Here is a 12,314-nt window from a genome sequence, read left to right on the forward strand (position 1 = left end):
CCGCATTCGCGAGCAAGCCCGCTCCCACATTTTGATCAGCGTTCGACAGGCACTGACAGCGCTGAATTGCCCAATGGATGCGTGCGCGCCGCAAAAAACTTCAGTTCTACACCCGTCCCATCGAACAACTCCGAATACCGCCGCTTCTGCTGACGGATAAATCCCTCACTGCGTCCCGACACCGAGATCGCCAATGTAGTCAGCCTGGCCTGGCGAATCGCATCCACCAGGTGTTTATCCTGCGTTCCCAGGTCATGGCCAAAGATGCACAGTGCACCTTCGTGGCTGAGCAACTGCTCATAGCAGAACGACAGGTAATCCGAACTGCGGATGGTCTTGAGCTTCTCCTCAACCTTGCCCTCGCTGACAAACAGCGGCACGTCATCAAGAGTCTTGATCGTGTTGTTGATCGCAAAGCTGCTGAGCAAGGTGCTGTCGGTGGTCGGCAATTTGCGCGCGGTACCATCCAGGTTGCGCACCAGGTGCAGGCCGCCGTGCAGGTAGAGGATGCGCGTGGCGTCGGTGCGGGTATTGCGCAGGTCGAAGCTGGCGTCGGCGCTGCGGAACAGGTCATCGATGCCTGGCGTGTGCAGGATCGCCCAGTAGTTGAGCAGGTCATAATTGCTGGTGAATACCGTTGAGTAATGTTTCAGCTCAGCGTTGATCGTCGCCAGCGTCGACGGCTGCACCAGGCGCCACGGGATATGCACCGCGTGGATGGTATTGATCAAGGCTTCCTTGATCGCGTAATAGCGATTGCGCGGCGCCGCCGAGCTGACCGCCAGGGCCTTGTTGACCCGGCTGGTGGTCTTCAACGCGCCCAGGGCTTGCTCGAAACTGCGGGTTTGCAGGGCGTCGAATACGCTGAGCTCGGACTGGCTCAGGGGCTTTTCCTCAACGGTACGGGCGTTTTCGAACAGCGAGTCGTAGGCAAAGTCTTCCCAAATGGCACGGCTCGCACCATTGCCGATCAGAATCCCGTTGAAGTCCGTACTGCTGCGCAGGGCGCTCCAGTCTTCAAGGTGGGCGTCAATATCCTGGAAATCCTTCATTGCGGCGGGTCTACTCGAAATCGGCTGGACGGAGACTTTATCACGGGTCGGTGTTGATCCTGATCAAGATGCGGCGGGTAGCGCAGGTTGATGCTGTAGGCATAAAGCCTCTGAGGATTGACCATGAGCAGCACCTTCTTTATCCCCGCCGTGAACATCATGGGCACCGACTGCCTCGACGAAGCCATGACCGCCATTCGCAACTATGGTTTTCACAAAGCGCTGATCGTTACCGACGCTGGCCTGGCCAAGGCCGGCATCGCGAGCATGATCGCCGAGAAACTGGCGATGCAGGACATCGACTCGGTGATCTACGACGGCGCCAAGCCCAACCCGAATGTGGAAAACGTCGAGAAAGGCCTGGCACTGTTGCAGGAAAGCGCCTGCGATTTCGTGGTGTCCCTGGGCGGCGGTTCACCCCATGACTGCGCCAAAGGCATCGCCCTGTGTGCCACCAACGGTGGGCATATCGGCGACTACGAAGGCGTTGACCAGTCCGGCAAACCGCAACTGCCCCTGGTGGCCATCAACACCACCGCCGGCACCGCCAGCGAGATGACACGTTTCTGCATCATCACCGACGAAAACCGCCATGTGAAAATGGCCATCGTCGACCGCAACGTCACGCCGCTGCTGTCGGTCAACGACCCGGCGCTGATGGTCGGCATGCCCAAGGGGCTTACCGCCGCCACCGGCATGGATGCGTTGACCCATGCCATCGAAGCCTACGTGTCCACCGCCGCCAACCCGATCACCGACGCCTGTGCCATCAAAGCCATCGAACTGATCAGCGCCAACCTGCGCCTGGCGGTACGCGACGGCAGCGACAAGGCCGCCCGAGAAAACATGGCCTATGCGCAATTCCTCGCCGGCATGGCCTTCAACAACGCATCCCTGGGTTTTGTGCATGCCATGGCGCACCAATTGGGTGGTTTCTACGACCTGCCCCACGGTGTCTGCAACGCGGTGTTGCTGCCCCATGTGCAAAGCTTCAACGCCAGCGTCAGCGCCAAACGCCTGAGCGACGTGGGTCGTGCGTTGGGGGCCGACGTCAAGGGCATCACCGACGAAGAGGGCGCCCAGGCCGCTATCGCCGCGATTCGCAGCCTGGCCCACGATGTAGAAATCCCGGCCGGACTGCGCGAACTGGGCGCCAAGTTGCAGGACATTCCTTTACTGGCGACCAACGCGCTGAAAGATGCCTGCGGCCTGACCAACCCTCGGCGGGCGGATCAGCGTCAGATCGAGGAGATCTTTCGCAGCGCGTTTTGATAGGGGCAGCCTTTAGCCGCAAGCGTTAAGCTACACGCTGAATGCGTTCAACTTGAGCTTGAAGCTTGCGGCTTGCCGCTGAGGTCCCCCTATGAGAGTTCTGTTATTCGGCGCCACCGGCATGGTCGGCCAGGGCGTGCTGCGTGAGTGCCTGTTGGCCGCCGACGTGCAGGAAGTCGTCGCCGTCGGCCGCACAGCCCTGACCCAGGAACACGGCAAGCTGCATCAGGTGCTGCACAGCGACATGCTGGATTTCCAGCCGTTGGAAAACCTGTTGCAAGGCTTTGATGCGTGTTTTTTCTGCCTCGGCGTTTCGTCGGCGGGGATGAATGAAGTCAAGTACACCCACCTCACCTACGACCTCACCTTGGTCGCCGCCAGCACGTTGGCGCGGCTCAATCCACACATGACGTTTATCTATGTGTCCGGCGCCGGTACCGACAGCTCCGAGGCGGGCAAGTCGATGTGGGCACGGGTCAAGGGCAAGACCGAGAACGCGTTGCTGCGCCTGCCATTCAAAGCGGTGTACCTGTTCCGTCCGGGCGTCATCCAGCCGTTGCATGGCGTGCGTTCGAAGACGCCGCTTTACCAATCCTTCTACTCGGTGCTTGGCCCCCTGTTGACGTTTGTGCGGCGGCTGAAACCGGGTTGGGTGGTGAGCACCGAGACGGTGGGCCGGGCGATGTTGCAGGCCGCGAGCCAAGGCGCGCCGCAGCCGGTGGTGGAGCAGGCCGAGATCAATCGGCTGGCCAGCGAGCGTCGCTGATGCTGCACAAGAGCCTGGTGCGGCGGCTGGACCTGATCACGCTGCAGCTGTTCGTCGCGGTATTTGAGGAAGGCACGCTGACCCGCGCCGCCAACCGCGAAGCCATTGCCGTGTCGGCCGCCAGTAAGCGCTTGATGGAATTGGAGCAGGTGCTGGGCGTCAGCCTGTTCGTGCGGCGGGCCAAGGGCATGGACCTGACGGCCGCTGGCGAAACCCTGTTGCACCATGCACGGCAGATGCTGTTCAACGTCGAGAAGATGGGCCTGGAGTTGGGCGAGCACAGCCACGGCGTACGGGGCTACGTGCGGATGCTGGCCAATCTGTCGGCAATCATTCAGTTTCTTCCGGAAGACCTGCGGGACTTTTCCGAGCGGCATCCGGAAGTGAAAACCGACCTGGAAGAGCGTCCCAGCAAGGGTGTGGTGCAAGGCGTGCTGGATGGCGTGGCGGACCTGGGCATTTGCTCCAGCGACACCGATACCAAAGGCCTGCCCAGCGTGACTTATCGCCACGATAAGCTGGTGGTGCTGATGCCTGCGGATCACCCATTGGCGGCGCGCAAAACCTTGGCCTTTGTCGACACCCTAGACAGTGATTACGTCGGCCTGCACGCCGCCAGCTCCATCAACATGCGCACCCACGCCGCCGCGCGCGAGGCGGGCAGGATGCTGCGCCTGCGCATTCATGTGCCAGGGTTCGATGCAATGTGCCGGATGGTCCAGGCGAACATGGGTATCGGTATCTTGCCGCAAAAAGCCTATGAACTGTTTGGTCGTGCATTGGGTTTGCATGCCGTGCCGCTGACGGATGACTGGTCGGATCGCAGCCTGATCCTGGTGGTGCGCGATGAGGCGCAGTTGTCGCCGGTCAGTCGGTTGCTGTTTGATTACCTGAGTGTTCGCGTTTAGCGAACGCTCCTTGCCAACTGACGGTTGGATTTCTCCTGCACCTGACCTCTAGTCTTGGCATCACATTCCAAGAATAAGAGGTACACCCCATGACGGCTCCCCTGAGCGGTATCAAGGTGATCGAGATCGGCACCCTGATTGCCGCGCCGTTCGCCGCCCGGCTGATGGCCGAGTTTGGCGCCGAGGTGATCAAGATCGAAGCCATGGGCCAGGGCGACCCGCTTCGCAAATGGCGAAAGCTGCATGAAGGCACGTCGCTGTGGTGGTACCTGCAATCGCGCAACAAGAAGTCGCTGGCGCTGGATCTCAAGTCGCCGGAAGGCTTGGACCTGATCAAGCAACTGCTCGGCGACGCCGACGTCCTCATTGAAAACCTGCGTCCCGGCGGCCTGGAGAAACTCGGCCTCGGCTGGGACGTGCTACACGCCCTCAACCCCAAGCTGACCCTGGTGCGCATCTCCGGCTATGGCCAGACCGGCCCTTACCGCGACCGTCCGGGTTTCGGAGCCATCGGCGAGGCCATGGGCGGTATCCGTTACACCACCGGCAATCCGGATTCGCCGCCGGCACGCGTGGGTGTGAGCCTGGGCGATTCCCTGGCCTCGTTGCACGGCGTGATCGGCGCGCTGATGTCGCTGCTGCGGGTCAAGACGGGGCAGGGCGATGGGCAGATTGTCGATGTGTCACTGGCCGAAAGTGTGTTCAACCTGATGGAAAGCCTGGTGCCGGAATACGACATGCTTGGCCATGTGCGCGAACGCAGCGGCGGCGCCTTGCCGGGCATTGCGCCGTCCAACACCTACCTCACGGCCGACGGTGCCTACGTGGTGATCGCCGGCAACAGCGACCCGATCTACAAACGCCTGATGACTACCATCGGCCGCGCCGACCTGGCTGACGCGCCTGAGTTCGCCCACAACGATGGCCGCGCGGCCAAGAGTGGATTGCTCGACGCCGCGATCACCCACTGGACCAGCAGCCTGCCCATCGAGCAGGTACTCAGCGCCCTGGAAGCCGCTGAAGTACCCGCCGGGCGTATCTACTCCGTGGCCGATATCGTCAGCGACCCGCACTACCAGGCGCGTGACATGTTGCTCACTGCGCAACTGCCGGGCGGTGTGTCGGTGAAGATGCCGGGCATTGTGCCCAAACTCTCGGAAACCCCTGGCGGCGTGAACTGGCAGGGCCCGACGTTGGGCCAGCACACCGACGCGATCCTTGGCGATCTGGGCCTGACGGTTGCCGATATCCAACGCCTGAAAACCTCGGGAGTGGTGCAATGATTTCTGACTATTCCGACGCGCTGATTGTGCAGGAAGTGTCGCCGCGCGACGGCCTGCAGATCGAGCCGACCTGGGTCGAGACGACCGACAAGATCGCCCTGATCGACCAGCTTTCCCTCGCCGGTTTTTCGCGGATCGAAGCCGGTTCGTTCGTCTCGCCCAAGGCTATCCCCGCATTGCGCGATGGCGAGCAAGTGTTCCAGGGCATTGAGCGCAAGCCGGGAGTGATCTACGTGGCGCTGATCCCCAACCTCAAGGGCGCGCAGCGTGCCGTCGCGTCTCGCGCCGATGAACTGAACCTGGTGATGTCCGCCAGCCAGACCCACAACCTGGCCAATATGCGCATGCGCTGCGAGGCGTCGTTGGCGGCGTTTGATGACATCGTCAGTTTTGCCCGTGATTACCCGGTAAGGCTCAACGGCAGCATCGCCACGACCTTCGGTTGCCCGTTCGAAGGCAAAATTGATGAAGACCGCGTGTTGCAGATTGTCGAGGCGTATCAAGCGCTGGGCATCCAGGGTATCAGCCTGGCGGACACCACTGGCATGGCCAATCCGCGTCAGGTGGCACGCCTGGTCAAACGCGTGCTGGAACGTGTGTCCGCCAGCGATCTGACCCTGCATTTCCACAACACGCGAGGCCTGGGCTTGTGCAACGTGCTGGCCGCCTATGAGGCCGGCGCTCGTCGTTTTGACGCAGCGCTGGGTGGCTTGGGCGGTTGCCCGTTTGCGCCGGGGGCGTCGGGCAATATCTGCACCGAAGACCTGGTGAACCTGTGTGATGAAGTCGGGATTCATACCGGTATCGACCTGCCGCACCTGCTGCATATGTCCCGCCGTCTTCCCGCTTTGCTTGGACATGAGTTGCCCGGCCAGGTCGCCAAGGCCGGACGCAACTGCGATCTGCATCCACCGCCTGCCTACATCGCCACGCTGTAACACCGCACCAGACAACAAAAACAATCGGGCGCCTGTGAGCAGCCCGCTGGAGAGAAACCATGAGCACTAATACGTTGGAGGCCGGCGCGCGCCCGGCCGCTGAAATCGATGCTGAAAAAGCCCTGGTCAGCAAGGTCGCCTGGCGCCTGATGCCGCTGATCATGGTGTGTTATCTGTTCGCGTTTTTTGACCGGATCAACATCAGCTTCGCCAAGTTCCAGTTGCAGGCTGACCTGAGCCTGAGCGACACCGCCTACGGCCTGGGGGCCGGGCTGTTTGTGGTGGGGTATGTGATCTTCGAAGTGCCGAGCAACATGATGCTGTACAAGGTCGGCGCGCGGCGCTGGATTGCGCGGATCATGATGTCGTGGGGGCTGGCGACGGCGGCCATGGTGTTTGTCACCGCCGAATGGCAGTTCTACGGCCTGCGCTTCATCATCGGCGCGATGGAGGCGGGTTTTGCCCCAGGCGTGCTGTATTACCTGACCTTATGGTTCCCGCAGCACTTCCGTGGGCGCATCACCTCGATGCTGTTCCTGGCCTCGGCCTTCGCGGGCCTGGTGGGCGCACCGTTTTCCGGCCTGGTGCTGGAACACCTCGACGGTGTTTTGCAAATGCGCGGCTGGCACTGGTTGTTCCTGCTCGGCGGCTTGCCGTGTATCGGCCTGGGTTTCCTGGTGCTGACCTTGCTCAAGGATCGCATCGAAGACGCCCACTGGCTGACGGCGGCGGAGAAGACCCTGCTGTCGAGCCGCATCGCCAAGCATGAGCCGACCCAGCACGGTGGCTCGCTGTTGTCGGCGATCCGTATTCCAGGGTTCCTGATGCTCGGTTTCATCTACTTTCTGATCCAGGTGGCGTCCTACGGTCTCAACTTCTGGGCGCCGCAGTTGATCCGCAGCGCGGGCACCCAGAGCCCGGTGATGATCGGCCTGCTCACGGCGATTCCTTATGTGTGTGGCGCCATCAGCATGGTGGTGATCGGGCGGCTGTCGGATGCCACGGGCGAACGGCGTAAGTTTGTCTGCGGCCTGGTGGTGCTCGGTGCAGTGGGCTTTTTCAGTGCCGGCATTTTTGCCGATCACACCACCTTCCTGATCATTGCCCTGGGCATGTTGGGCGCGGGCATCATTGCGTCGATCCCGACCTTCTGGACGCTGCCACCCAAGCTACTGGCCGGTGCTGGCGCCGGCGCGGCGGGCGGGATTGCGGTGATCAATACCCTCGGTCAGTTTGGTGGCATTGTCAGCCCGGTGATGGTGGGGCGGATCAAGGACCTCACCGGCAGCACCACGCCAGCGCTTTACGTAATTGGCGTGTGTGCGTTGCTGGCGGCGGCGTTGCTGCTGTGGGGCCTGCCGCAAAAACTGCGCACCCTCGACAAGGGCTGATCAGCCAGTGGTTGCCAAGGCGCGAGTGGGCGCGGCGCTGAACTGAATCAACACCACGCCGCCGATCAATAACAACGCCCCTAGCACACGGGGCGTTGTCAGTTGGCGCTCCTCCAGGCCGAACAGGCCGAAGTGATCCAGCACCAGCGACGCCAGAATCTGCCCGGCCATGGCCAGCGCAATAAACCCCGAGGCGCCAAGCTTGGGCAACAGCATCAATGCCAGGGAAATAAAGCACACGCCAAACGCGCCACCGGCCCACATCCACAGCGGCGCCTTGCTGATAAACGCCAGGCTCGGCAACGGCAGGCGCAGCGCCAGAATCACCGGCAGCAACACGATGATGCTCACCAGCAACGACGCCAGCGTAGCCCACAACGGGTGGCCGAGGCCGCGTCCGAGGTTGGCGTTGATCGCACTTTGAAACGGCACCACCGCTCCGGCGATAACCGCCAGCGCCAATAAGCCCACCCAATGCAACGTCGTCATGTCGAATCTCCCAGAGGTTTTGCTGGACTCTAGGCTATTCGTCGCGCAAATTTAAATTCCAAGTTCTTATGCTGAGCATGCAGCTAATGAATGATCTGCGCCGCATCGACCTCAACCTGCTGGTGATCCTCGACGCCTTGCTCAGCGAGCAACACGTCACCCGTGCGGCTGAGCGTTTGCACCTGAGCCAGCCGGCAGTCAGCCATGCGTTGGCGCGTCTGCGTGAGCTGCTCGGTGATCCGCTGCTGGTGCGCCAAGGCGGCAGCCTGGTGCCGACCGCCCGCGCGCTGGAGTTGGCCGCGCCACTGGCTGAAGCCCTGGCCAAGGTGCAGGCCTTGCTGGCGCCGAATCGCTTTGACCCGGCGTCGGCCAAGCGCAGGTTTAGGGTGGCAATGTCTGACTACAGCGCGGCGATTTTCTTACCCGACCTGGTGCGAACGCTGCGCAGTGAAGCGCCAGGTATCGACCTGCAAATCATCCAGGCCAGCCGTGAAGGCATGGTGGATGGCGTGCTCAATGGCGACCTCGACCTGGCGGCAGGAGTGTTCCCTGACATACCGGCCGAACTGCGGACTACGCCATTGTTCGAAGAGCACTATATCTGCCTGGTGGACCGCAACAGCCTGCCGGCAAGCGGCTTATTGGATCTGCCCACCTATCTGTCACGCCCCCATGTATTGCTGGAAATGCGCGGCAGCGGCACGCCGGAAATCGAGCGGGCGCTGACGGCGATTCGCGAGCGTCGGCATGTGGCGATCAGCCTGCCGCACTGGGGCGTGGCGCCGCAGTTGATCCGGGGCACGGACTTGATCCTGACCGTGTCTTCCCGAGGCGTGCTAGCGATTGATCAAGAGTATTTGCTGGCGGTGCCGCCGCCCTTTCATATTCCGTCGTTTGCGTTCGAGCTGGCGTGGCATGCACGGCGGGGTGGGGATTCGGGGTTGCAGTGGTTGATTGGGCGGGTGCAGGGGGTGTTACAAATCTGAGCCATTCATCACCAGGATGCGGGTGGCTGGCGTCGGGTATGGAAGATCCGCATGACTTGCAATCGGCCCTCTCGGATGCGATACGGGACAATGTAGGGCCATCTAGGCACGACCCATTCGCGAGTCCCTGGCACGCGTCCCTCTTTTCCCATCGCTGGAAATTCAGCAATCTGTTGGAGCCCAGTCAAGATCGCCTGGACAAATTCATGGGCAGCTTTTGGATTTTCTTCGGCAATGTAAGCCGCTTCGTCGTCAAGGTTCCTGAGGGCTGCCCTCAGCCACTCAACCTGCATTGGTGCGCCATTTATCAGCGACAGCTTTTACCTCGGCAGCGGTAGCGAAATCACCCGCATCCGCTTCTTTCAGGGCTTTTTGAATTTCCTCAATTTGCCAGGCTTCGCGCGTGAGGTATTCGCGCAATGCGTCAACCGCCAGAAAGGATTTGCTGCGCCCGGTGGCCTTGGCGAGACTGGCAAGCGTATCGGCGATATCTTCCGGTATACGTAGGGACATGACAGACATGACAACCTCGTTGTAGTGACATGTAGTGCAACATACTACATTGTCACCGCGTCCCTGGTTTCCCCCGTTCGTCAGGGGGCGCTCCGATTGTGAAAGGAGTATCCATGCTCTCTGGCTTCAACCACCTGACCCTGGCCGTCACCGACTTGCCGCGCAGCATCCGTTTCTACCATGAGCTGCTGCAACTTCACCTCGACGCCACCTGGGACGCCGGCGCCTATCTCTCACTGCCGAGCCTTTGGTTGTGCTTATCGCTCGATCCGCTGCGCGACTCGAAGCCGGCCGCCGATTACTCCCATTACGCGTTTACCGTGGCTGCGGCTGATTTCACCAGGTTCGTAGAGCGCCTGCGAGCAGCCCAGGTAGAAGAGTGGCGCGACAACCGCAGTGAAGGTGCCTCGTTCTATTTTCTCGACCCCGATGGCCACAAGCTCGAAGCCCATGTCGGCGACCTGGCCTCGCGGCTGCAAGCCTGTCGCGCCAAGCCCTATGCCGGAATGAAGTTTTACCCGTAGCACGGGTGCTCGGTGTACTCAGCGGCCTGTATCTGTTCTGGCTCGGCTGGCGCGCGATCCGCACCCAGCGTCGCAGCAGTGACGCGCCTCAGGGGGCGGCGCGGCATCCGTTCTGGCACGGCATCCTGTTCGGCCTGACCAACCCCAAGGCGTACCCGGTGGCGGTGGCGACGTTTACGGCGTTGTTGTCCAGCCGTGCCGAGTTACTGACCTGGTCGATGCTGCCGTCGCTGATCTTCCTGAGCTTCGTCGGCGGCCTGCTGGCCTACGCGATCCTGATCGGCGTGGTCGGCGCGCAGAGGGTGCGTACGGTGTATCAACGCCATGAAATCCTGATCACCAAGCTCTGTGGTGTGATGTTTATCGGCTTCGCCATCAATGCTCTGGCGCACGCGTTGCCGGGCCTGTTTGGCAGCAAACCCGCTTGATTTAACGATGACCGTTCGTCGCACTGGCGAGTTTTTTCTAAACCTTTGCCGCCCTGAAAATTCGAATTGAGGGCGGGGTGTGTTCCCCCGCCCTTATTTTCAGCCTGGAGGAACCCATCATGAGCCGCATGGCTATCCGGTTACGCACCGCCAGTTTCGCGATGCTGCTGGGCCTCGGCGCCAGCAATGCTTTCGCCCAGTCGCCTGCCGAATTCATCGAGCAGGCTTCGGCCAAAGGGATGGCCGATATCGAAACCAGTCGCATGGCCCACGCCAAGACCTCTTCCCAAGAGATCAAGGACTACACCATCGAGGTGATCAACGAGCGCACCCTGGCCAACCAGCACCTGGCGGCCATCGCCAAGAAGCTTGATCTGCCGGTGGCGCCGCGGGAAAAGATCGTCGACAAAGCCGAAACCCTGATGCCCGAACTCAAGGACGGCGACTCGTTTGATGCGGCCTACACCGCACAGCAGGTGAAGGAAAACGAAGACGCCATCGCGCTGTTCAAACAGGAAGGCGCGGCGTCGGATGTGCCGGAAATAAAAGCGCTGGTCGATGAGACGCTGCCCAAGCTGGAAGAACGTTTGCAGAAGGCTCGCGCCTTGGCGTCGACCTACGGTAAAGGTCATCAAGGCGACGGTTAAGTGCGTCACCTGAAATAAAACAACGGCGGTTGGATCAGATCCAACCGCCGTTTTTTATGCCTGGTTCAAATCGGTCTTGGTCGGTGCCGCATCGTCGGCAGCATGACCGCAACTGCTATTCAGGCTCACCGTACCCGTGTTGCCGATGCTGCGGTATTCCTGGCGCAGTTTTTCCAGTTCCTTGCGGTCCAGGCCGTCGAGGCTGAGCACGGCATTTTGTGCATCCTTGGACACGCGCAGCAGTTCATCGATCTTGATATGCAGGATGTCGTTGTCGCGGTTTTGCGTGTTCTGGATCAGGAACACCATCAGGAAGGTGATGATGGTGGTCGAGGTGTTGATGATCAGTTGCCACGTATCGTTGTAGTGGAAATACGGCCCGCTCAGGCTCCACGCCAGGATCAACGCCACTGCCGCGTAGAACGTGCGCGGGCTGCCGGCCCAACGGGACAGGGATTGGGAGACTGCGGAGAATTTCATGACCGTTTTCCTTGGAAGGGGGTGATGAAATAATGGACCGCAGGGATTCTTTGAAATTTCTTTTTACATTTGCTGAGGGCCTTCAGAACGCCAACTCAGCCTGGCCTGTACCTTCCAGCGCCAGCAAATACTGTTTGGCCTCCAACCCTCCTGCAAAGCCGGTGAGCCCACCCGACGCACCAATCACACGATGGCACGGCGCAATGATCGATATGGGGTTACGCCCATTGGCGGCACCCACTGCGCGTACCGCTTTCGGGTTGCCGATCTGCTGGGCGATCTGGCTGTAGCTGCGGGTTTCGCCGAAGGGAATCGTTAGCAGCGCCTGCCAGACTTGTTTCTGGAAGTCAGTGCCGGCGAAATCCAGCTCCAGCTCGAAATGGTTGCGGGTGCCGGCGAAATACTCCTGCAACTGGCGTTGGGTTTCCACCAGCACCGGGCTTTCAGGCGCTTCGTACAATTCACCCAGGCGTACACGGTTGGCGCGCTCGGTTTCCCACAGGATGGCGCTGAGTTTGCCGTCGCGTGCCACCAGGGTAAGTTGGCCGACCGGGGAGGGCATGAGTTTGTATTCGTAGGTCATGAGCGGGCTCCTGAAGGTGGGTGTAGTGGGAGTCTAGAGTGGAGCGCTGATCGG

Annotated in this window: 15 protein-coding genes and 1 pseudogene; 10 read left to right on the forward strand and 6 right to left on the reverse strand. The window is 61.0% G+C overall.

The window, feature by feature from the left end; all coding sequences use genetic code 11:
* Nucleotides 1–35 precede the first annotated feature (35 nt).
* Nucleotides 36–1,052 (reverse strand): DUF4917 family protein, encoded by a 1,017-nt coding sequence (locus CI807_RS13945; RefSeq protein ID WP_095015049.1) that lies wholly within the window; start codon nucleotides 1,050–1,052, stop codon nucleotides 36–38.
* 123 nt (nucleotides 1,053–1,175) lie between these two features.
* Between CI807_RS13945 and yiaY the strand changes: the two genes are divergently transcribed.
* From yiaY to CI807_RS13975, 6 genes are all read left to right on the forward strand, one after another.
* The gene (yiaY, locus tag CI807_RS13950; protein ID WP_095015050.1) at nucleotides 1,176–2,324 is read left to right on the forward strand and encodes an L-threonine dehydrogenase; all 1,149 of its coding nucleotides are present in this window, start codon (nucleotides 1,176–1,178) and stop codon (nucleotides 2,322–2,324) included.
* Between the two features lie 91 nt (nucleotides 2,325–2,415).
* Complete coding sequence (locus tag CI807_RS13955; protein WP_095015051.1) at nucleotides 2,416–3,090, forward strand: NAD(P)H-binding protein; 675 nt, start codon at nucleotides 2,416–2,418, stop codon at nucleotides 3,088–3,090.
* Nucleotides 3,090–3,998 (forward strand): LysR family transcriptional regulator, encoded by a 909-nt coding sequence (locus tag CI807_RS13960; protein ID WP_095015052.1) that lies wholly within the window; start codon nucleotides 3,090–3,092, stop codon nucleotides 3,996–3,998. The genes CI807_RS13955 and CI807_RS13960 overlap by 1 nt, the downstream gene beginning before the upstream one ends.
* A gap of 89 nt (nucleotides 3,999–4,087) precedes the next feature.
* Entirely contained in the window at nucleotides 4,088–5,281 is a 1,194-nt protein-coding gene (locus CI807_RS13965; RefSeq protein WP_095015053.1) for a CaiB/BaiF CoA-transferase family protein, read from the forward strand.
* On the forward strand, nucleotides 5,278–6,219 hold the full coding sequence (locus CI807_RS13970) for a hydroxymethylglutaryl-CoA lyase (RefSeq protein WP_095015054.1): 942 nt from the start codon (nucleotides 5,278–5,280) through the stop codon (nucleotides 6,217–6,219). Before CI807_RS13965 ends, CI807_RS13970 begins: the two co-directional genes overlap by 4 nt.
* A 59-nt stretch (nucleotides 6,220–6,278) precedes the next feature.
* Nucleotides 6,279–7,610: an MFS transporter gene (locus CI807_RS13975; RefSeq protein WP_095015055.1), complete on the forward strand. Its 1,332-nt coding sequence runs from the start codon at nucleotides 6,279–6,281 to the stop codon at nucleotides 7,608–7,610.
* On the opposite strand, the gene CI807_RS13980 is transcribed toward CI807_RS13975, so the two are convergent.
* Nucleotides 7,611–8,099 carry a DMT family transporter gene (locus tag CI807_RS13980; protein ID WP_095015056.1) on the reverse strand — a complete coding sequence of 163 codons (489 nt, stop codon included), beginning with the start codon at nucleotides 8,097–8,099 and terminating at the stop codon, nucleotides 7,611–7,613.
* A gap of 77 nt (nucleotides 8,100–8,176) precedes the next feature.
* Between CI807_RS13980 and CI807_RS13985 the strand changes: the two genes are divergently transcribed.
* Nucleotides 8,177–9,085, forward strand: a complete 909-nt coding sequence (locus CI807_RS13985; RefSeq protein WP_256578761.1) for a LysR family transcriptional regulator — start codon at nucleotides 8,177–8,179, stop codon at nucleotides 9,083–9,085.
* Between the two features lie 8 nt (nucleotides 9,086–9,093).
* On the opposite strand, the gene CI807_RS13990 is transcribed toward CI807_RS13985, so the two are convergent.
* The gene (locus tag CI807_RS13990; RefSeq protein ID WP_025855368.1) at nucleotides 9,094–9,378 is read right to left on the reverse strand and encodes a type II toxin-antitoxin system RelE/ParE family toxin; all 285 of its coding nucleotides are present in this window, start codon (nucleotides 9,376–9,378) and stop codon (nucleotides 9,094–9,096) included.
* Entirely contained in the window at nucleotides 9,368–9,607 is a 240-nt protein-coding gene (locus CI807_RS13995) for a CopG family ribbon-helix-helix protein (protein ID WP_016975132.1), read from the reverse strand. The genes CI807_RS13990 and CI807_RS13995 overlap by 11 nt, the downstream gene beginning before the upstream one ends.
* A gap of 104 nt (nucleotides 9,608–9,711) precedes the next feature.
* Between CI807_RS13995 and fos the strand changes: the two genes are divergently transcribed.
* The 3 genes and pseudogenes from fos to CI807_RS14010 all read left to right on the forward strand — a co-directional run bounded on the left by fos (nucleotide 9,712) and on the right by CI807_RS14010 (nucleotide 11,197).
* The gene (fos, locus tag CI807_RS14000) at nucleotides 9,712–10,122 is read left to right on the forward strand and encodes a fosfomycin resistance glutathione transferase (protein WP_095015058.1); all 411 of its coding nucleotides are present in this window, start codon (nucleotides 9,712–9,714) and stop codon (nucleotides 10,120–10,122) included.
* A gap of 5 nt (nucleotides 10,123–10,127) precedes the next feature.
* Nucleotides 10,128–10,550 (forward strand): annotated as a pseudogene (locus tag CI807_RS14005) (LysE family translocator); the annotation flags it as partial.
* Between the two features lie 119 nt (nucleotides 10,551–10,669).
* Nucleotides 10,670–11,197, forward strand: a complete 528-nt coding sequence (locus CI807_RS14010) for a DUF4142 domain-containing protein (RefSeq protein WP_016975135.1) — start codon at nucleotides 10,670–10,672, stop codon at nucleotides 11,195–11,197.
* 54 nt (nucleotides 11,198–11,251) lie between these two features.
* On the opposite strand, the gene CI807_RS14015 is transcribed toward CI807_RS14010, so the two are convergent.
* Together CI807_RS14015 and CI807_RS14020 are read right to left on the reverse strand one after the other, a co-directional pair.
* On the reverse strand, nucleotides 11,252–11,677 hold the full coding sequence (locus CI807_RS14015) for a low affinity iron permease family protein (RefSeq protein WP_038842343.1): 426 nt from the start codon (nucleotides 11,675–11,677) through the stop codon (nucleotides 11,252–11,254).
* An 82-nt stretch (nucleotides 11,678–11,759) separates the two neighbouring features.
* Nucleotides 11,760–12,260, reverse strand: a complete 501-nt coding sequence (locus tag CI807_RS14020) for a methylated-DNA--[protein]-cysteine S-methyltransferase (protein ID WP_028619316.1) — start codon at nucleotides 12,258–12,260, stop codon at nucleotides 11,760–11,762.
* Nucleotides 12,261–12,314 lie beyond the last annotated feature (54 nt).

The sequence above is a fragment of the Pseudomonas sp. NS1(2017) genome, from assembly GCF_002269425.1.
In the GTDB taxonomy this organism is placed as follows: Bacteria; Pseudomonadota; Gammaproteobacteria; order Pseudomonadales; family Pseudomonadaceae; genus Aquipseudomonas; species Aquipseudomonas reactans.